General features: G+C 69.4%; 12 protein-coding genes and 5 pseudogenes. 6 read left to right on the top strand and 11 right to left on the bottom strand.

From position 1 onward, the window contains the following. Positions 1-18 precede the first annotated feature (18 nt). Positions 19-660, bottom strand: coding sequence for a superoxide dismutase (locus AB0L56_RS27825; protein ID WP_365427869.1), 642 nt, complete (start codon positions 658-660; stop codon positions 19-21). A 235-nt stretch (positions 661-895) separates the two neighbouring features. Here AB0L56_RS27825 and AB0L56_RS27820 point away from each other — a divergent pair, with 235 nt between their 5' ends. Further along, a complete protein-coding gene (locus AB0L56_RS27820) occupies positions 896-1,900 on the top strand; it encodes an aldo/keto reductase (protein WP_365427866.1) in 1,005 nt (334 codons plus the stop codon). Positions 1,901-1,948: 48 nt separating this feature from the next. Then, entirely contained in the window at positions 1,949-3,067 is a 1,119-nt protein-coding gene (locus AB0L56_RS27815; protein ID WP_365427863.1) for a hypothetical protein, read from the top strand. A gap of 13 nt (positions 3,068-3,080) precedes the next feature. Here the strand turns inward: AB0L56_RS27815 and AB0L56_RS27810 are convergent, their stop codons facing one another. From AB0L56_RS27810 to AB0L56_RS27795, 4 genes and pseudogenes are all read right to left on the bottom strand, one after another. Beyond that, a complete protein-coding gene (locus tag AB0L56_RS27810; protein ID WP_365427860.1) occupies positions 3,081-6,641 on the bottom strand; it encodes an NB-ARC domain-containing protein in 3,561 nt (1,186 codons plus the stop codon). Beyond that, positions 6,638-7,063, bottom strand: coding sequence for a hypothetical protein (locus AB0L56_RS27805; protein WP_361026256.1), 426 nt, complete (start codon positions 7,061-7,063; stop codon positions 6,638-6,640). The genes AB0L56_RS27810 and AB0L56_RS27805 overlap by 4 nt, the downstream gene beginning before the upstream one ends. Positions 7,064-7,240: 177 nt before the next feature. Then, entirely contained in the window at positions 7,241-8,251 is a 1,011-nt protein-coding gene (locus AB0L56_RS27800; RefSeq protein WP_365427857.1) for a hypothetical protein, read from the bottom strand. Between the two features lie 121 nt (positions 8,252-8,372). After that, positions 8,373-8,636, bottom strand: a pseudogene (locus AB0L56_RS27795) (transcriptional regulator); the annotation flags it as partial. A gap of 324 nt (positions 8,637-8,960) precedes the next feature. On the opposite strand from AB0L56_RS27795, the gene AB0L56_RS27790 reads away from it, so the two are divergent. Continuing rightward, entirely contained in the window at positions 8,961-10,712 is a 1,752-nt protein-coding gene (locus AB0L56_RS27790) for a lysyl oxidase family protein (protein WP_365427854.1), read from the top strand. A gap of 242 nt (positions 10,713-10,954) precedes the next feature. Next, positions 10,955-12,799, top strand: a complete 1,845-nt coding sequence (locus AB0L56_RS27785) for a thiamine pyrophosphate-requiring protein (RefSeq protein WP_365427851.1) — start codon at positions 10,955-10,957, stop codon at positions 12,797-12,799. Positions 12,800-12,829: 30 nt separating this feature from the next. Here the strand turns inward: AB0L56_RS27785 and AB0L56_RS27780 are convergent. The 4 genes and pseudogenes from AB0L56_RS27780 to AB0L56_RS27765 form a co-directional block, all read right to left on the bottom strand. Further along, positions 12,830-13,553: pseudogene (locus AB0L56_RS27780) on the bottom strand (glycoside hydrolase family 11 protein). A gap of 637 nt (positions 13,554-14,190) precedes the next feature. Next, complete coding sequence (locus AB0L56_RS27775; RefSeq protein ID WP_365427848.1) at positions 14,191-14,871, bottom strand: hypothetical protein; 681 nt, start codon at positions 14,869-14,871, stop codon at positions 14,191-14,193. A gap of 29 nt (positions 14,872-14,900) precedes the next feature. After that, positions 14,901-17,252, bottom strand: a complete 2,352-nt coding sequence (locus AB0L56_RS27770; RefSeq protein WP_365427845.1) for a hypothetical protein — start codon at positions 17,250-17,252, stop codon at positions 14,901-14,903. A 20-nt stretch (positions 17,253-17,272) separates the two neighbouring features. Then, positions 17,273-17,704 carry a hypothetical protein gene (locus AB0L56_RS27765; protein WP_365427842.1) on the bottom strand — a complete coding sequence of 144 codons (432 nt, stop codon included), beginning with the start codon at positions 17,702-17,704 and terminating at the stop codon, positions 17,273-17,275. 235 nt (positions 17,705-17,939) lie between these two features. Between AB0L56_RS27765 and AB0L56_RS27760 the strand changes: the two are divergent. Then, positions 17,940-18,053: pseudogene (locus AB0L56_RS27760) on the top strand (IS5/IS1182 family transposase); the annotation flags it as partial. A 29-nt stretch (positions 18,054-18,082) separates the two neighbouring features. On the opposite strand, the pseudogene AB0L56_RS27755 reads toward AB0L56_RS27760, so the two are convergent. After that, positions 18,083-18,346, bottom strand: a pseudogene (locus tag AB0L56_RS27755) (transposase); the annotation flags it as partial. Between AB0L56_RS27755 and AB0L56_RS27750 the strand changes: the two are divergent. After that, positions 18,344-18,739, top strand: a complete 396-nt coding sequence (locus AB0L56_RS27750; RefSeq protein WP_365427839.1) for a hypothetical protein — start codon at positions 18,344-18,346, stop codon at positions 18,737-18,739. The pseudogene AB0L56_RS27755 and the gene AB0L56_RS27750 sit on opposite strands and share 3 nt — an antisense overlap. 340 nt (positions 18,740-19,079) lie before the next feature. Here AB0L56_RS27750 and AB0L56_RS27745 read toward each other — a convergent pair. Continuing rightward, positions 19,080-19,453: pseudogene (locus AB0L56_RS27745) on the bottom strand (TMEM165/GDT1 family protein); the annotation flags it as partial. Positions 19,454-19,474 lie beyond the last annotated feature (21 nt).

The following is a 19,474-nucleotide window of genomic DNA, read 5'->3' as shown; positions in this document are numbered from 1 at the left end:
CCCCGTCATCCCGGGCCGTCACGGCGCGAGCAGCAGGCCCTCGCCGCGCTCCTTGGCCGCCGTGTAACGCCGGGCGACATCCTGCCAGTTGACGACCTCCCACATGGCCTCGATGAAATCGACCTTCTGGTTCCGGTACTGCAGATAGAAGGCATGCTCCCAGGCGTCGAAGACGAGGATCGGGGTGGCCCCCTGGCCGACGTTGCCCTGGTGGTCGTAGACCTGTTCGACGATCAGCCGCCCGCTCAGCGGCTCGTACGCCAGGACGCCCCAGCCCGAACCCTGCGTGGTGGCCGACGCCTTGGACAACTGGGCCTTGAAGCGGCCGAAGGAGCCGAAGGACTCGGCGATGGCGTCGGCCAGTTCGCCCACACCGTCCTTCTCGAGCGGCTCGCCGCCGCCATCACCGGTCATGTTGTGCCAGTAGATCGAGTGGAGGATGTGCCCCGACAGATGGAAGGCCAGGTTCTTCTCCAGTCCGTTGATCGACCCCCACGCCTCCTTCTCCCGCGCCTCGGCGAGCTGCTCGAGGGCGTCGTTGGCCCCCTTCACATAGGCCGCGTGGTGCTTGTCGTGGTGCAGTTCGATGATCTCCGGGCTGATCACCGGGGCGAGCGCCGCGTAGTCGTACGGGAGTTCAGGGAGCGTGTACAGGGCCATGTCCGGCATCCTCCAGGCTTATTGCGAACGATATGCAACTGCACACTAACAGCAAGAGAGATCGGGGTTGCGGGCGGTACGCGTCTTCGGGCGACGTGCCGTCGTACATAAGGAGCGGCACCCCGCGCCCGGCACCGGCGGCGACGCGAACGCCGGTATCACATGGGATCAAAAGTCCATCTGCCCAAAACCCGTGCATCGACAGGCAGTTGCGTGCCAAGTAGGATGCGCCACCGTGAACCCAGACAAGGCGCGATCACCCGACGTCCGGCATCGGATCCCCTCCACGCGGTTGGGGCGTGAAGGCCCTGAGATCACGCGTCTGGGGCTCGGCACCTGGGCCATCGGGGGACCGTACGAGTACGGGTGGGGTCCCGTCGACGACACCGCTTCGGTACGGACCGTCCTCCGCGCGGTCGACCGGGGCCTCAACTGGCTGGACACCGCTCCCGCCTACGGGTGCGGTCACTCCGAGGAGGTCGTGGGCAAGGCGTTACGGCAACTCGGAACGCGTGAACGGCCCCTGGTCTTCACCAAGTGCGGGCGCGTATGGGACGCCGCACATCCGGGAAAGGTCGTCTCCGACCTGCGGCCCGAAACCATCCGTCAGGAGTGCGAGGCCAGCCTGAAACGCCTGGGCGTGGACCGGATCGACCTCTATCAGATCCACCGTCCGGACACCCGGACGGGCACTCCGATCGAGGACTCCTGGGCCACGCTCGCGGAGCTCGTCGACGAAGGCAAGGTCCGCTGGATCGGGCTGTCGAATGTGGACGGTGAGCTCCTCGACCGTTGTGAAGCCGTCCGGCACGTCGACTCGCTGCAGCCGTCACTGAGCCTTCTCGACCGCAGATCCCTTCCGCTCCTCGACCGGTGCCGGGACCACGGCACGGGTGTGATCGCCTATTCACCGCTGGCGTCCGGGCTGCTGACCGGCGCGTTCGACCGTGAGCGGGTCGCCAGCCTCGCCCCCGACGACTGGCGCAGGAAGTCCGCCAAGTTCGCCGAGCCCGAACTGACCCGGAAGCTGGCCGTCGTCGACGCCCTGCGGACGATCGCCGGCTCACTCGGCCACACCGTCCCGGAGCTCGCACTGGCCTGGGTGCTCAGCCGGCCCGGAGTCAGCGGGGCGATCGTCGGCGCACGCCTTCCCGGACAGATCGACGGCTGGGCCGGAGCGGCGGCAGTCACCCTTTCCGACGGCACCCTGCGGGAGATCGAAGCCGCCGCCGGTTCGTAGAGCTCCCACCAACTTTCTCTCACGGACCCAGGAAGAGGAGCACAACTGGTGTCCGCACCGGACGGAATAGTCGAGCACGACCGGGCACAACAATTCCTCGTCCCCTATCTCCGGCAGACCGAAGTACTGCTGCGGAAGGCCCTGCGCACACTGGACCGCCGGGCGGACTGCCGCATCAGCCCCGCAGCCGACCTGGGAATCCCCTACGACGTCCTACGGCTGGCCGGTGGGTTCGCCACCGGCTGCCTGGTCGAATGGGACTGCCGCGTTCCGGCGGTGCCGGTGGACACGACGATGAACATCGACACGTCGTCGGTGTTCTGGCTCGACGGCGACCCGGCAGAGGTCTTCACCGAGGAGACGGTGCGCGCACTGCGCGGGCGCATCGCCGAGGACAGCAGCTACGAGTGGAATTTCGACCGCGGGAACCATTTCATCCTCACCTGCCGTCGGGCGAGCGACGGCCGGTACGCGCTGCTGCTGCACAGCAACGAGAAGGAGTTCAAGGACCAGTTCAACGGGTTGTGTCCCACTCCGGGAAACTGGTACGCGGACTCGGTGCGCGTCTTCGACGGGGAACGGCGCATTCGGCTCCTGGTCGGGCACAAGGCGGAACTCTTCGCGGATCTCGCCCAGATGTTGCTGCGGTTCAACATCCTGCGGCACCGTTTCGTGGCGACCATGCTGCTGAACGGGCACATCAAAATCACCGGCGAGTATCACAAGCACCACTACTTCATGCCGACGTCCGACTCCGCCGCGATCGGATGCTACCTGTGCGAGCCCGACGAGGAGGTTCCCGTGTTCAGCGCGGTGGGGCAGCCCATCGCCATGTTCCGGCCCGCGGCCGGCGGCCTCAACGCCGTACGCCTCCTGACCGGGGAAGACCGCCTCGTCGTCCCGCACGGCTGGGGGATGGCCGCATCGCGTTCCCTGCACCTCACCCAGTCCGAAGACCGGCTCACCCTGAACGGGCAGACCTATGAGCTGGCCCCCGGGGTCTCGCTGCTCGACCACCCCCACGTCGCCCCGCGGCTGTTCACCGGGGGGACACGGGAATTCCTGGCGGCCATCCGGGGGCACACTCCGGGCCGGCTGGTGACCGAACTGCTCCAGACGGCGTCGTACTCACGGCATGGTTTCCTCCGCCACGAGCCCGGGCCCTGACGCCTCAGTCGTCTCAGTCGTCCTCGTAGGCAAAGAGGTAAAGCCCTCCGTTGCCCGCGGCGGCGATCATGGATCCGGTGTCCGTGCCGGACCAGGCGCACCGGTGCAGCGGAAAGGCGACCCGGATTCCGGTGACGGGCGCACCCGTGGCCACGTCCCACACACCCAGGTAGCCCTCGTCGCCGCAGGTCGCGATCTGCCGTCCCGACGGCGAGAAGGCACATCCGGTGATCCGGTCCCCGCCGATCGGGACCGACGTGGCCACCGTCCCGTCCGCGGTCGACCAGAGGGCCAGAGCCGCCGCGGGCGAACCGACCGAGGCGAGCAGCGCGCCGTCGGGCGAGAAGCGGCAGCTCCACAGAGACGTCTCCCGTCCCGTGGAGAGGGTCGACTCCAGACGTCCGGTACGGCTGTCCCACAGCCTCAGGCTGCCGTCGTCCCCGACGGACGCCAGGCGGGCGCCGTCCGGCGAGAAGGCGCAGCCGAGCGCGTGGCCCTCGTGGTTCACCAGTTCGGTGAGGACGTCCCCGGTGCGCAGATCATGGATCCTCACGACACCGTCCTCACCCGCCGATGCCATCCGGGCGCCGTCCGGGGACACCGCGCACCCCCAGACACGTCCCGAATGGGGCTTGTACCGGCGCCGGACGGCGCCCGTGCGCGCATCCCACAACACCGGCTCGCCGTCCCCGCCCACGGTGACGACATCGCCGTCGGGCGACACCGCACAGTCCAGCACCCTGCCGTCGTGTCCCTCGGCCTCGAACCTCACCCGTCCGGTGGCGACGTCGAAGAGCTGGACGGCGCCGTCACTGTGCCCGGCGACCACACCCGACCCGTCCGGGGAGAACGCGCAGCACCCCACGGCCCTGCGGGTCGCGCGTACGGTGCGGGGAGGTACGTCGGCGGTCATGTCCCAGGTCCGCAGGGTGGCGTCCCCGCCGCAGCTGACCAGGGTCCGGCCGTCCGCTGTGAAGACTGATGCACCGACCCAGTCGGTATGTCCGCGCAGGAGGCGGATCTGCCGTCCGCCGGCCGTATCCCAGAGCCGGATGCTCCGGTCCTCCGAGGCGCTGGCCAGCATGGTGCCGTCGGGTGAGAACGCGCAGGCGCGGACACGGTCGGTGTGTCCTCGCAGGACGTGCACCACCTGCCCGGTGTCGGCCCGCAGCACACGCACCGTCGCGTCGCTGCCCGCCGTGGCCATGAGGGCGCCGGACGGGGAGAACGTGCAGCAGCGGATCCTTCCCTCGTGCACGGTGGTGCTCCAGCGCAGGGTGCCATGGGCGATGTCCCACATCCGCAGGACCCCGTCCTCCCCCACCGAGACGAGGCCGTGCCCGTCGGGGCTGAAGGCGCAGTCCCACTCGTTCCCGCTGGGACTGCGCATCTCCTGGTGCCTCTCACCGGTGTCGGCGTCCCAGACGGTCACCGTCCCGTCACCGGCGGCGGATGCCACCCAGCGGCCGTCAGCCGACCACGCGCATCCCAGCATCCGGGCGGAGTGCTCCCCCAGAACGTGCAGGGCACAGCCGTCGTCGACCCGCCAGATCCGGACGGTTCCGTCCGTCGCCGCCGACAGCAGCCGGGAGCCGTCGGGGCTGAACACACAGGCGCGGACGCGCTGGCTGTGCCCGCGCAGGACCCGGCGGACCTGGAGCGTGACCGGGTCCCAGAGGAGCACCAGCCGGTCGTCCGACGCGGTGGCGAGGAGGTCGCCGCGAGGTGAGACCGCGCAGTCGCCGATGGGTCCGGTGTGACCGTCGTCGGCGGCCTTGTCGGTGTCCGGCAGCGGCCAGTGCGCGCGCAGCAGCGGTCGGGGCAACCCGTCGAGGTAGGGTCCGACCACGCCTTCCAGTTCCCCGGTTCCCGCCAGTCGGCTGGCGAGGGTCGCCCCGACGGCCGACGGAGCGGCCTCCGGGACGAAGACCTCGATGTCACGGCCGAGTACGGTCCTGAGTGCCCCCGCCCGGGCGGTGCGGATTCCGGACAGGGTGGAGACCACCGGGACCACCGAGCCCAGATGGCGGATCTGTGTCTCGATCCACCGGGGATCACAGGCCAGTTCGGCGAGTTCGGCGTGGAGACCGGCGGCCTGGAGATGGTACGGAAGGTACTGCAGGCCGAACTTCTCTCCCTGTGGCAGCAGCCACCACTCGTCGGCGGCACCGGCCGGCAGCAGTGTGCGCAGCGCGGTCACCAGCGACCGGTTGCGGGCCACCAGGTCGGCCGGAGACATCTGGTGGCGCACATACGACCGCAGGACGTCGTGCACGGCGATCGCCGGGCCGCCGTCGCTCCACCGTTCCGACACCAGCCGCAAGGACGACAGCAGTGCCGCCATCCTGCGGCTCCCGGTGCGCTCCAGTCCTCCCGTCACGCTCCACAGCAAGGCCACGACGTGCTCGGGGACTTCGGCGTCCTCGTCGAAGACGGCCAGATCGACGTAGCGCTCGCGCTCCTCGGCGGAGAGCAGGTCGAGGCTCGCGTTGACCGTCGCCGCCACCGTGGAGCGCATATGGGGCGGCATCGTCGCGTCGAGAGCTTCCGGCCCGTCCGAGGCGACGAGCTGGGCGACCCACGCGGCCACCTCGGCCGGTGGTCCGCCGGCCTGGATGTACGCCCGCAACGAGGCGTTGATCAGACCCAGCAGCACCGGCCAGCCCTTGGCGAAGCGCAGGAGGCTTTCCAGCACCGATGCGTCGACGGCGGGCAGGCCGGCCGACGCGGTCGCCCGTGCTTCGTCCTCCGTCATCTCGCCCACCTCGACGATCTCGGCGACGGCCGGCGCGAGTCCGCGGTTGCGCGCGGTGAATATCCGGGCGGATCCGGCACCTCCGACGAGGAAGGCGCTGACCTGCTCCTCGGTCCAGACATCGTCGACCACCACGAGGGCGGGACCGGTTTCGTCGAGGATCTCCCCGAGCAGGGCACCCACGAGGAGAGGGTCGGTCGTGGTCGGACGGCGTCCCGACAGGTGCTCGCAGATGTCCGCGATGTGGTCCGCGAGATCGGGACCCGTGCGTGACTGGCCGACGACCGTCCACACCACTCCGCCCGGGAACCGCTCGGCCACGTCGGGAAGCCGGCAGGTCTGGAGCGCGACCGTCGTCTTCCCTATCCCGCCGTAGCCCTCCAGGAACAGCACCGGTGCCCGGCCCTCGTGCTCCCTGCCGAGCAGCACCGCCTTCACCGACGCGCTGATCTCCGCGCGGTGCGCGGTCTCACCCAGCGGCGGCGGCGCGAGCTGCCGACGGCAGGGCACCTCCGCACCGGGGCCCCCGCCGACCACCACCTGCTCGATGAAGGTGGTGCTGCTGCCCGGGCCGATGGCATTGCCCATCATGTCGCCGCCGGCGCCCAGTGCTCCCCGGGAGGCCCGGACGACCGACCGTCCGGCCTGCCCGTCGGTCCCGGCCCCGGGCGGGGGCAGGCGGCGGGGGCCCGCGCGGGTGGCGTCGGGCGGCGACGGAGCCGACTGTTCCCCGTCCTCACCGGGTCCGGTCGTACGTTCCTGCGCCGACGCCTTGTGGCGCGAGAAGCGAAGGCCCCAGCGCCAGGGCCACAGCTTCATCGCTCACTGTCCTCGCCGAGGGCGTTGTCGGCGATGTCCCCACCCGCTCCGATGGCGCCCGTACCCCGCGCGCGGACGTCCCGCTCACCACGGGCCGGGCGCCCGCCGGCAGGGGTTCCCGTCGCCCCGGTCACCTTCGCGCGGGCACCCACGGCGTTGCCCCGCACATCGCCGCCCGCCGCGATGGTCCCCGTGCCGCGGGCCCGCACCCGCACAGGGCCCGGTCCGGTGCTTCCAGAAGTCCGCAGAAGAGTGATCCCGGAGAGGCCGAGCCCGATCACTGCCACCACGGCCCCAACGACACTGGCCGTGCTGTCGCCGGTGGGCAGATCGAGTACGGCCGTCACCACGAGCCAGATCACCACGGCCAGACAGACGGCCCCGACCAGCCAGGCAACGATCCGGCGTGCTCCTGTGGACACGTTCCGACCCTCCCACCTCTTGTGCCACGAGCTCCCGCACGGCCTCATTCGGGGCAGCGGAGCCCGAGCGGCCCATTGTGAGGCAAAGCCGCGCGCAAGAACAGCAGTTGGCATATTACGGAAGAACCACCGAGCAACGGCACGCACCAGGTCCGCACGCTCGCCGTCCCGGCCCACTCAGGACCTCAGACGTCCCATCAGCAGTTCCATCGCACGGGCGGCATCCCGATAGCAGTACGTGAGGCGCAGAAAGCGGTCGGCGGTCGGCGGCACCGGATCGCTCGCCGGGGAGGGCTCCGTTCCCAGCCACCGGACTCTGGGCGGCAGCACCTCCCGCCGCAGGAACGGGAGGCCCTCGGCCGGGTCCAGTTCCTCGCAGCGGACCGGTACCGCGCCGGTGCCGACCCGCGCCAGGACGGCCGTTGTCAGCGGCAGGGGGTCCACCACGACGCGGTCGGCGTCACCGGCGAAGTACGCGGCGAGCGTGGCGCTCCGCTTGGGACGCCCCGGGGCATCGATCACCCTGATGGGGTCCGTCCAGCCCAGGACTCGGGTGCCGTCGGCATCGGTGCGGGCGTACAGCTTGTCGTTGGCCACCATGCGCGCGCCCGCGGCGACCGCGGCGAGGACCGTCGAGGTCTTGCCCGCACCCGCGGGGCCGGCCACGGCGACCGCCTCGCCCCCGAGCGCGAACGCGGAAGCGTGGACCGTCACGATTCCCGAGGCCTCGAAGGCCGTGGTCACCAATTGCTTGACCACCCGTAAGGCGTCGCGCTTGCCCGCCTCGAACTCGGGATTCACCACACGGACACGGTGGCCGGCCATGAGGATGCGGCTCCCCGTGTGGGGGTTGAGGACGATCCGGTCCACACCGTGAACTCCGGTGTACTCGACGCCTTCGTTGTAGTCGGGCACGTGACCGTCGGGCGACGCGTAGAGGGTGACCCTCCGGCGCGAGGCACCAGCCATCAGCCCGGGCGCGATGTGGCCGAGCACGAGTTGCACCTGGGGCAGACCGTCGTGCGCGGGTATGGGGCGTGCCTGAGGCCACAAGTACCGGACGGCCGCGTCCACGAACGCGTCCGGACCGGTGAGGACCACCTCGCACCGTCCGTAGAGGCGGAGCCCCACCCTTCGGCCCTCCCGGGCGCCGGTCCCCGGATCCTCGCCACGGCGGGTGGTCTCCATGCGGACATTCTGTCCACCTCACCGGACGCGAAGCCCCGGCACACGCAAACGGATCCGGCCTCAACCATGAACACCATTTGGGCGAGGAGCGCGGCGCCGCCAGCGAACCGAGCAGACGGAGCGCGTCCGCGGTCCGGGTGCCCTCGTTGGCGTGGTAGAAGACCAACTGCTGCCCCGGGGCGGACCGTACGTCGAACGTCTGCATGCGCAGGGCGAGTTCGCCGACGTCGGGATGGACCAGGACCTTCGCGGCGTCTCTCTTGCCCCGTGCGTCCCGTCGCTGCCAGAGGCCGGTGAACGCGCGGCTGCCCTCCGAGGCGGTCCGCAGTACCTCGTGGATCCGCGGATCGTTCGCTCGGGCGCCCTCCAGGAACCGGAAACTCACGCCGCGTTGGCCGCGGCCCGCTCCCAGTCCGCGTGGGGTTTGACGAGCGTCAGCAGCCCGGGGCCCGCCCGCTCGGTGCCGCACTCGGCGCGCTGGGGCGAGGTCATCCCCGCGATGCGGTCCCCGTACTCCCAGGCAGGGGGAAAAGTCCAGCTACCGGTGAGCACTTTTCGGTCAACTCAGCACCCTCCAGGCGGATGGAGTCAACCCGGACGGCGTCCGGCCCCTCTCACCGTCCGAACACAGCGGCTTCACAGTCGAGTTGGGGTCGCACTGCTCTCCCAGGTTCCACCACGCACGCCACAGCCGGAAGCACGAGGACTGATGACCAGATTCCTGCAGGGCCGCCGCCCCAGCAGCCGCCTGACCCGCCCCTCCATCGCCGCCGCCGCGGCCATCGCCGTGACCGCGGGCATCGTCGCGGCCGCGCCCGACGCGAAGAGTGACGAGACGGCGCCGAAGCTCAGCCTGATCGCCGCATCCACCTCGGTGACGCTCAACTCGTGGAAGGAGGATCCCGGGGTCCACCTCGACCTCGGCACGTACCTCACCTCCGAGAACGGCGCCTTCGAGTTCAGGGTGAACCGCAAGTCCTACAAGGACCCGGTGGTCATCCAGCAGATCCTCCAGGACGGGGCCACGACCCGGACGAGAACGCTTCCCGCCGGGCTCGTGAAGGACTTCACCGGACTGCCGGACTTCACGCGGGTCACCCTCAAGGACGCGGCCGGCGCGAAGGTGCTCGAGAGAACCGAGACCTTCTGCCCCAACAACGCCTCCGGGCGGGTCCGGCCGGACGCTCCCGCCAACTCGAAGTATCCGCAGAGCTGCCCGACCAACCCCTTCACGCTAGGTTCTGTGTGGGGTGTCGAGAACGGCTGGGCGTCCAACACCTACTCCGCGTACTACTCCAGTCCGGTCGAGCTGGCCCCCGGCACCTACACGGCCGAGATCAACGTGACCGAGAAGTACCGCGACCTCTTCGGCATCGCCGACAAGACTCAGACCGTCAAGGTGGTCGTACGCGAGCGCAGCTGGGAGGACGACTCCTCGGGCTCCGCCCGGAGCTCCGCGAAGAGCACCGCCTCGGGGCACGCCGCCCACGCGGACCCCGGCGTGCACGCGCGGCACGGTGCCCCCGCGGGCACCCCGCCGGCCCCAGGCGCCGAGACGAGCGGCGCCGGCCCCTCGTTCAACGCCGGCCACGGGCCCTACCCGGCGGCTCCGCCCGCCCTGCCGTGGGCGCTGAAGAGGAAGTCCCTCGGACGGCTGGCCGCCACCGCCGAGGTCGGTGACGGCCCCGGGCAGACCGACGGTTCGCGGCAGGCGCCGGCCGCCCGGCCCAACGCGCAGCGGCCCACCGGCAAGGCGTCCTTCCCCGACGTTCCGAAGCCCGACCTGCGCTCGCTGCCCGCCTACGGCATCACCGTCAGCGAGGGCTACGAGGAGGAGCCCGGCAAGGACTACCTCGCCTTCAGCGCCAATGTGTGGAACGCGGGCCCGGCCAAGCTCGTCGTGGACGGCTTCCGCTCCCCGGGCAAGGAAGTGATGGACGCCTACCAGTACTTCTACGACGCCGACGGCAAGCAGGTCGGATACACCCCGACCGGCGGCATGGAGTGGGACCCGCGTCCCGGCCACGAGCACTGGCACTTCCTGGACTTCGCCAGCTACCGGCTGCTGACGGCCGACAAGAAGGAGACGGTACGCAGCGGCAAGGAGGCGTTCTGCCTGGCCAACACCGACGCCGTCGACTACACGGTCAAGAACGCCGACTGGCACCCGGACAACACCGACCTGTCCACCGCGTGCGGCGAGCAGAACTCCATCTCCGTACGCGAGGTGCTCGACGTCGGCTCCGGTGACACCTACACCCAGGACCTGCCCGGCCAGTCCTTCGACATCACGGACCTGCCGAACGGCACGTACTACATCCAGGTCCTCGCCAACCCGGAGAACCGGCTCAAGGAGACCGACCACGGCAACAACAGCGCGCTGCGGAAGGTCGTTCTGGGCGGTGAGAAGGGCGCCCGTACGGTGACGGTGCCGCCGCACCACCTGGTGGACGCCAACTGACGGCCCGGGGAACCCCGGCCGGCACGCGGCCGGGGTTCCCCGGAGCGGTGACGCCCGTCGGCTGACCGGAAGGTCGGCGTCGCAGCGGCTGCTGACGCTGGGGCGACCGGGTGGACCGGGCGGGGGTGACGTTTTGCCGGTATCCGCGCGGTTACCCCTGAAGGGTCGTACCCTCGCGCGCCCCTGTGCACGGTTCGGACGCCGGGGACAGTGATGCATGGACGGATCGAAACGGAGCTCGCATGGCCAGCACCAAGGTGTCCGACTACATCCTCCAGCGGCTGCGCGAATGGGATGTCGACCATGTGTTCGCCTACCCGGGCGACGGCATCAACGGTCTGCTGGCGGCCTGGGGGCGGGCGGACAACAACCCGAAGTTCGTCCAGTCCCGTCATGAGGAGATGTCCGCGCTCCAGGCCGTGGGCTACACGAAGTTCTCCGGCAAGGTCGGAGTGTGCGCGGCCACGTCCGGGCCCGGCGCCATCCATCTGCTGAACGGACTGTACGACGCCAAGCTCGATCACGTACCCGTCGTGGCCCTGGTGGGGCAGACCAACCGCAGTGCCATGGGCAGCTCCTACCAGCAGGAAGTGGACCTGGCGAGTCTCTACAAGGATGTCGCCTCCGACTTCTGCGAGATGGCGACGGTGCCCGAGCAGCTGCCGAACCTGATCGACCGCGCCGTCCGCACCGCCTACGCCAAGCGCACCGTCACGGCGATCATCCTCCCCGGTGACGTGCAGGAACTGGACTACAGGCCGCCGACGCACGCCTTCAAGATGGTGCCCTCCAGCATCGGACTGGGGCGGTACGCGCCGGTGCCGGCGGACGAGGACCTCCAGAAGGCCGCCGATGTGCTGAACGCCGGTGAAAGGGTCGCGGTCCTCATCGGGCAGGGCGCCCGCGGCGCACGGGAGGAGGTGGAGCGGCTGGCGGACGTGCTCGGTGCCGGAGTGGCCAAGGCCCTGCTCGGCAAGGATGCCCTGCCCGACGACCTGCCCTACGTCACCGGCTCCATCGGGCTGCTGGGCACCCGCCCCTCCTACGAGCTGATGCAGGAGTGCGACACCCTGCTGATGATCGGCTCCAGCTTCCCGTATACGCAGTTCATGCCCGAGCTGGACCAGGCGCGGGCCGTGCAGATCGACATCGACCCGCACATGATCGGCATGCGCTACCCGAACGAGGTCAACCTCGTCGGCGACGCCCGGGAGACGCTGCGCCGTCTGCTGCCCAAGCTGCACCGCAAGCAGGACCGGGCATGGCGGGAGAAGATCGAGAAGAACGTCGCCCGCTGGTGGGAGGTCATGCAGCGCCGCGCCGCCGTCAGCGCCGATCCCGTCAATCCGGAGTACGTCGTGCACGCCCTGGACGGCAAGCTGCCCGAGGACGCCATCCTCGCCGCCGACTCCGGCTCGGCCGCCAACTGGTACGCCCGGCACCTGCGGCTGCGCGGCCGGATGCGCGGCTCCCTGTCCGGCACCCTGGCCACCATGGGCTCCGGCGTGCCATACGCCATCGGCGCCAAGTTCGCCCACCCGGACCGGCCCGCCATCGCCCTGGTCGGCGATGGCGCCATGCAGATGAACGGCATGATGGAGCTGGTCACCGCCGCGAGGTACCACCGCGAGTGGTCCGATCCGCGGCTGATCGTGGCCGTACTGAACAACGGCGACCTCAACCAGGTCACCTGGGAGATGCGCGCCATGACCGGCGCTCCCCAGTTCGAGGAGTCCCAGCACATCCCCGACCTCCCTTACGCCGACCTGGCCCAGCGCATCGGCCTCGACGGCGTACGGGTGGAGAAGCCCAAGCAGGTCGAGGCCGCCTGGGACCGCGCCCTCGCCGCCGACCGGCCCTTCGTCATCGACTTCCGCACCGACCCGGCCGTGCCGCCGATCCCACCGCACGCCTCGCTGGACCAGATCGAGGCCGCCGCCACCGCGATCCTCAAGGGCGACAGCGACCGCGCCTCCATCGTCAAGCAGGGTCTCAAGGCCAAGGTCCAGGAAATGCTCCCCGGCAGCCGCCACCGCAACGACCGCCCCGGCGCCGGCAAGCACGACAGCACCGAAAAGAACAAGTAACCCAGGCGGCGTCACGCGGCCGGCCGCCTGTCAGCCGCTGACCGTGATGGCGGAGCTTCCGCTGCTCTGGTAGCCCTCGGTGGCCATGATCATGTAGTACCTGAACTGGCCGAGGTTCATGCTCGCGTGCCCACGCGTCGAAGTGGTTGCCGGTGGTGATCGTGCCGGAGCCGCTGGTCACCTTCGACTGCCGGACGCTCCAGTACTGGTCGAAGGTGCGGGTGCCCTCGACGGAGGGGGCGTTGTACCGCGTCGTCTTGTAGATGTCGTACGTGCCGCCGTCGCTGTTCACGGTGCCCCGGTGCTCGCCGGTGGGCCGGTAGCTGCCCCAGTTGTCGACGATGTAGTACTCCACCAGCGGGTTCGACGTCCACCCGTAGAGGCAGCCGTAGCCGTTGCCCGACGGGTTGAAGTAGCCCGTGTAACGGACCGTCCTGCGCCCGCCGTTGCCCCACCCCTTGCCGGCGACGAAGTTGCCGCAGTTGGTCCACCGGGTGCTGTAACTGCCGCCGCCGTTGAGCGTCATGGAGACGGAGCCGCCGCCGTCGGTCCAGAACGAGTAGTACATGCCGTCGTAGCCGGTCTGGTTGGTGGTGATGGTGGTGGCGGCGTGGGCGGTGCCGGGCAGCAGCAGTCCGGACGCGGTGGCGAGCGCGGCGGTGCCGACGCCGCCGAGGAAGCCCCGTCGGCTCAGGCCGCTGAAGGGAGCGAGGTGCTGCTGAATCCGGTCCTGCTGGGTGCCGTCCTTGTGCAAGCGTCCTCCCGATGAAGGCTGGTGGGGGCCGGGCGGCTACTGCCGCCCGCGGCCTCGTGGTGCCGCAACGGTCTCCTGTCGTTCGGCGACCACAAGTCTTCGGACGGCGCCATGGCCCTGTCAACAGTTTCGACAACCTTTCGGAAACATTCCCGTCACGAAAGAACCCCCGACGAGCGGATCCTCGCAGGCCATACCACCTTCTACGCGAGTCGCCACCTTGGATGGGACGAGACCAGGAAGAACCACAACGCACGCACGTGCACGGACATCGAAACTTTCGACCCCCTCCGCCCCCTGAAGGCCGCCGCCTGCGCGGATTGGATCATCGACAACACGGCGTCCGGACGTAACACGAACGAGCGGGACCTTCGTAACGTGGTCGGCCACTGGCGAGGACGGCGGGCTGGACGTCGTTCTCGTCGACGAACGGCAGGTCGGCGCCGAGGCGTTCACCGGTGTGTACGCGCCGGTGAAGGTGAACGTCCCACGCCGCTGGTCGAACGAGCCCGGCCGCTCGCGGGCCGGGGCCGCGCGTCCGTGCACCGCTCGCCCATGGCGGACCGCATACAGCAGACGGCCCCTCCTCCGGAGAGGAGGGCCCCCTGATCACGGTCGTTTCCGCATACGTCGGCGGCTACGCGGGGTCCAGCACAGGCCGCTCGGGGAGCCCGCCGTTCTTCTCACAGCGCAGTTCTTCGGCCATGGCCAGCGAGAAGGAGTGAGCCACGGTCGCGTAGGCGTCCTTCAACGCCTCGATGTCGCCCTCGGGCTCCGTCGGCGTGCCCCAGCGCTCCACGCCGATGGCGACGTGAGCCGCATTCGCCGAGTTGGGGAACCTGTCGCTCTGGCACGCGAACCGGACCGACGCCCTGTTGGCCGCCGCCAGGGTGCGCTCCCCCATCTTCAGCACGGTGAAATCCGGGGCCGGAGTTCCCGTCGGGGGACCGCCCTCCAGCCCCCAGGTGACTCGGATCGCGAAACCGGGCGTACCGTCGGCCGTGTAGATGCGGCAGACGTCGTCGCGTCCCCCGGTGGCGACCGGAAGCGCCTCTACGAGGTCCGTCGCGGCCCGCGCGACGGTGGACTTCTCCGCCGTCGTCCCGAACCGCGACGACCCCGTGATCACCTTCAGCGCCTTGGACGCCTGGACGGACACGGCGTCGCCACCGCACAGTTGCGTCCCCGTCACAGCCTTGTCGGGCGCCTCCTCGTCTCCGTCCCCACCACAACCGGTGACCCCGAGACACAACAAGCCGACCACGGCCGTGGCAAAGAGTCCAACGCGCACCGGCCTACGACTGATCATTGTCCGCATCCTTACGTGTCCTCGGCCGTACACCGACATCAGCCGGTCTCCGGGCGGTTGCCCTGCTGATTCTCCCGGTCGTTGCCGACCCCGTAGCCGATCAGCATCGATTCGCGAAGGTCCTGCGCGAACGTGCTGTTCCCGGGGTCCGGGACGTGCAGCCTCAGAAACTCCTCCATCGGCGCCTCGGCCAGGGCCTCACCGGCGGAGAAGATCGCCATTCTCTCCTCGTCGGTGAGCTCCTCCATGTTCTCCTTGTGCTCGTCCACCGTTTTGTCGGAGATGTCGCCGACCACCTGACCGATGAGCTGCTCGGCAGCACCACTGGCGGTGTCGGTCGCCAGCGGGACGAGCACCGCTGCCGCACCCACGGCCGCGGTCGCGGGCAGGAAGGCGACGCCCGCCGCGACGCCCACCGTGGCCCCGAACTCCACCCAGCCCGCCCGCTTGGCGACCGCTTTCTCGTAGTCCTCGTGGGTCTTGAGGTTCGTCGCCTCGACCTGGTCGGCCCGGGACTGATCGAGCATGCCCTGCACCTCGGCGCCCACGCGCACGGTCGCCCTGGCAGCGCCCTCGTTGATCTTTCCGTCCGGGCCCGCTGCCCCTTCCAGCGCGCTGCGGGTGTAGACCTGCTCCGCGGTCGAGACCGTCGCGTAGGCGTCCGGATGCTGGCCGAGGGTGCTGAGGAAGCCCCGTACGACGCTCCGCCCGTTCCCGTCCGCGGTGTCCGCGAAGTCGACGTGCCCGTGCGGGTTCTTGCCCGGCGCGAACACGCTGCCCGGATCGTTCTTGTCCAGCGCCCAGTTGATGTCGTCGATGTAGCCGGCGCCCATGACGCCCAGGCTGTCGGCCATCGCCTCGTGGTGCTCCTTGAGCAGACCCGGGTCCGCACCGTACTTTTCCATGACCTTCTGCATGACCGCGGCGTTGTCCGCGTCCCGCACCACGCCGGCGTCCGGATGCCCGGCCGGGTAGCCGAGGGTCGCCGCCTCCAGGGCGTGGCCGAGGGCGTCGGGCATCTGGTCGAGCGACGCCTTGAGCTCCTTCTGGTCGAGCGAGTTGACGTCGGGGAAGGACTCCCACTTCTCGTTGCTGAAGAAGTCGAGGTAGTTGTCGATCGCCTCGCCGTCCTTGCCCTTGCCCAGGTCGGCCGTGGCGCCGTGGTTGACCGTGCCGTCCTCGTTGTACGCGGTCGGGGGGTCGGCGAAGAACTTCTTCGCCGCTTCCGGGCTGTTGCCGAGCGCTTCCAGCATGGCGGTGGCCGGGTCGTAGCCGGCCCCGTTGACGCCAGAGGGGTTGAACGGGTTCTTGAACGGACTGTTCACCACCTTGTTGTCGGCGAACATGTACGGGTCCTTCTGGTGCAGCTGCGCCACGTGTTCGGCGATCGGGTTGAGGAACTTCGCGTCGTAGTTCCCGTACCGCATGATCCCGCCGAGCAGCTGGTATCCGAACGGCCCGCCGTAGTCGTGCTTGGTCAGCGGAACGCGCTCCGTACCCAACTTGCGGAGCTCCGGGCCCCACTTATCCGTGAATTCCCTGTCGTGGGAGGCGGTGGCCAGGTTGAGGCCGAGGTTCTTCTGGAGCTCCTGGACGTCCTTGAGGCGATCCGAGTCGACCTTGCCGTACTCGTACGTGTCCGTGGAGAGCTGGCCGAAGAACGCCAGCGACTTCTCGGGGCCGAGCTTCTCGTAGAAGCCCCTGGAGAAATCCACCGACGAACTGTTGTCCTTCAGCAGCTCGTTGAGCTGCTGAAGTTCGGCGTGCGTGAGGTCCCGGCCCTTGGCCGCCAGGGCGGCGGCGCGGGCGGCCTCCTCCTGGTCCAGCTTCGTGTACGTCGGAGCGCTGAAGTCCTTGCGGTCGGTGACGTTGGCCTCGAGGGTGTTCTTGAGGGCGAGGTCGGTGTCGTTGCAGGTCTCGACGATGAGGTCGATCCTCTTCTGCCACGACTCGATGTTCCGCCTCTCCTCCCGCAGCAACTCGCTGTAGTCGGGGTCGTGCCGCGCCGCCTGGTTCTCGGACAACGGGTGCCGCGCCGTGACCTTGCCGTTGCCGTCCACGCGGATACCGGCCGCGGGCCCCTCGTGGTCCCGGATGTCGATCAGGTCGTCCTTGGCCTTCTTGATGGCCGCGTAGCCCTCTTCCAGGATCCGCTTCACGCCCATGGCCTCGGCCGCGGCGTCCGCGAACTCCTTGGCTGTCTTGCCGATGAAAGCCTTGGTGACCCCTGCGTTGACGCCCTCCCAAGCCGCTTTGTCCGCCTTTGCCTTCATCCCGTCGGCGGCGTCGGTGGCGAGTTTGTCCAGCTTCCCCGCCATCTCCGACCAGTCGTCGACGGCGTTCTTCAGCTTCGCCACCGGGGCGTCGACGATGTCCTCGTACTTCAGCATGTCGCGCGCTCCCCCGAGCCTTATTTCATGTATTCCGTGAGCACGGATAGCCGCGTCAGTTCTCCCACGATCTTCGCCTCGTCCTTGGCGTGCCGGGCCTTGCTGTAATCGAGGTGGTTCGAAATCTGCGCGCAGGCGTCCAGCAGCGTCTTCAGGTGGGTCTGCCAGAAGTCGTGCACCTTCAGCACGGCCGGACCGCTCACGAAGTTCCCGTTGGTCAGCGCCGTCGCCGCGTCGAACGTAGAGGCACGGGCGATGTCGCCCTCCTTACCCAGCCGTCCCAGCAGGTCGTACGCGTCATTGCCGATGGCGCCGAGGTGGTCCCGATGGACCACCAGGTCTTTCCCGCCACCACCGCCTCCGCCGCCCTCGGCCGGAATGCTGTTGATCTGCATGGCGGTCCGCTCGGCCGCCGCGGCGCGCAGCTCGGCCCATTCTTGCTCGAACGTCATGCATTCCCCCAAGTCCATCCGGGCAGGCCACTCCACCGTACTCGCGCGGCCACCAGCCTGATCACCTGTCTCTTGTATCATCACCTGCCCACGAGCGGCCGGTAGTTGCTCCCCCGAAGCCCGGACGACAGCGATCGAATCCCGGCAGGGTCATGCCCGTGGAACCGGCCTCCCTGCCTGCCCGAAGGCGATAGATGCGGCCCCGGAAACGACCACTCGCCATTCGTCAGACCCCACCACCTTGCGCCGACGCCGCGACGAGTGGATCGCCGCCGGCCTGATGGACAGGCTACGGCTACTCGCACGCGCCGCCTACGACCGCACGATCGGCCTCGAACTCGACCGCCTGGATCGTGCCCCTTCTCGTGGTGTAGGCGATCAGTCGTCGGTTGTGTTGGTGGTGTTGGGGAGTGCGGGGGCGCTATCGCACGGCTCGGAGGGGTAGATCTGGCCCATGCTGCCCTGGGGTAGGTAGCGGCGAGGGAAGGCGGCGATCCACTCGTCGTGCATCTCGAATGGCACGGCGGTGACCAGCCGCAGGAGCGCGTCGTCGTTGGGGAAGACCTGGACGACGTCGACGCGGCGTTTGATCTCGCGGTTGACGCGCTCCAGCGGGTTCGTGGACTGAATCGTGTTCCAGTGAGCATCGTCCAACCTGAATTCGCTGTCCTTCGAGGCGAGGACGTCCCCTTCGACTGCCAGGCAGCGGAGTTCGTCTGCCGCATCCTCGTCGACCCGCACCATCCGTTCACGATGGCCCGCTATTTCGATACCCACTGGTTCATGAACGCGAGCAACGCGGCGGACGCGCCCGGCGTGCCACCGGCCGAGTGGCCGTCGATACACCACTCCAGCGGACGTAACCTTCTCCCGTCTGGGCCTCCGCGGCTGGCACCTCGCACGGGCCTTCCGAAATTTAGCGTTGTGGAGGCGCTGGATGGTTCCGCCGGCATCGAGGCCCTCGTCGACGCTTTCACCGGCCAGCTCATCGGCCAGGAATCGGAGCAGGGAGAAGACGAGGGCGAAGACGACTGAGTCGGCCATCGACCGTCCCGGGGGGCGGGTGTTCGCCTTTGTGGTGGAGGTGAGGCACCTGCCCCGCGGCGACGGGACGCTCAACGATTCCGCGTCCCTGATCTCCTTTCCTCCCTAGCCCGGGACGGGCGCTCGCGACCGGCCGTACAGGGGTCGTTTCGTCATGACCGGCCAGGGTGCTGCGCCAGGCCGCATACCCTCCTCCGGCTCCGACCTCTGGGACACCGAGACGGGCACTAGCCGGTCGCGGCCCGGGTGGGCGCGTCGAGTGCGCGGTGGCGGCAGGGCCCTGGCTGGGGTCGGGAGCCCTGCCGCGCGGGTGGAGACGCGGGGCTGGGGCTTACCCGGTGAATGCTTCGATGAGGGTCCAGATGGCCAGGCCGGCCATGCACAGGGCGCCGATGCGCTGCACGGCCCTGAGCGGGACGCGCTTGGCGATGAACCGGCCGACCAGCAGGGCCAGGGCGGGGACGGCCATCAGGGCGGCGGCCGAGCCGATGGCGGTGGGCAGTCAGCCGTTGGCGGCGCAAAGGTCGCGGTGGTGATCTGGGTGAGATCGCCCCATTCGCTGATGAAGACGGCCGTGAAGCGGTGGTGTAGACGGGCCAAAGCCGGTGACCGTCTTGGCGGCCGTGTCGTCCTCGTCGTCGTCCCGCACAGCAGGACGAAGGCCCCGAAGGCGAACAGAACGGCGGAGACGAGCTTGACGGACCACCCGCGCCGAACCGGCAGACA

The sequence above is a fragment of the Streptomyces sp. NPDC052079 genome (genome assembly GCF_040680275.1).
Classification (GTDB): domain Bacteria; phylum Actinomycetota; class Actinomycetes; order Streptomycetales; family Streptomycetaceae; genus Streptomyces.
The sequence above is the reverse complement of the archived record's forward strand: the minus strand, read 5'-3'. Positions and strand labels throughout refer to the sequence as shown.

Bases quoted from the DNA above. Each gene is read 5' to 3' on its own strand.
- AB0L56_RS27825 (WP_365427869.1), bottom strand. From the start codon at position 660: ATGGCCCTGTACACGCTCCCTGAACTCCCGTACGACTACGCGGCGCTC.
- AB0L56_RS27810 (WP_365427860.1), bottom strand. From the start codon at position 6,641: ATGAAGCTGTGGCCCTGGCGCTGGGGCCTTCGCTTCTCGCGCCACAAG.
- AB0L56_RS27800 (WP_365427857.1), bottom strand. From the start codon at position 8,251: ATGGAGACCACCCGCCGTGGCGAGGATCCGGGGACCGGCGCCCGGGAG.
- AB0L56_RS27790 (WP_365427854.1), top strand. From the start codon at position 8,961: ATGACCAGATTCCTGCAGGGCCGCCGCCCCAGCAGCCGCCTGACCCGC.
- AB0L56_RS27785 (WP_365427851.1), top strand. From the start codon at position 10,955: ATGGCCAGCACCAAGGTGTCCGACTACATCCTCCAGCGGCTGCGCGAA.
- AB0L56_RS27775 (WP_365427848.1), bottom strand. From the start codon at position 14,871: ATGCGGACAATGATCAGTCGTAGGCCGGTGCGCGTTGGACTCTTTGCC.
- AB0L56_RS27770 (WP_365427845.1), bottom strand. From the start codon at position 17,252: ATGCTGAAGTACGAGGACATCGTCGACGCCCCGGTGGCGAAGCTGAAG.
- AB0L56_RS27765 (WP_365427842.1), bottom strand. From the start codon at position 17,704: ATGACGTTCGAGCAAGAATGGGCCGAGCTGCGCGCCGCGGCGGCCGAG.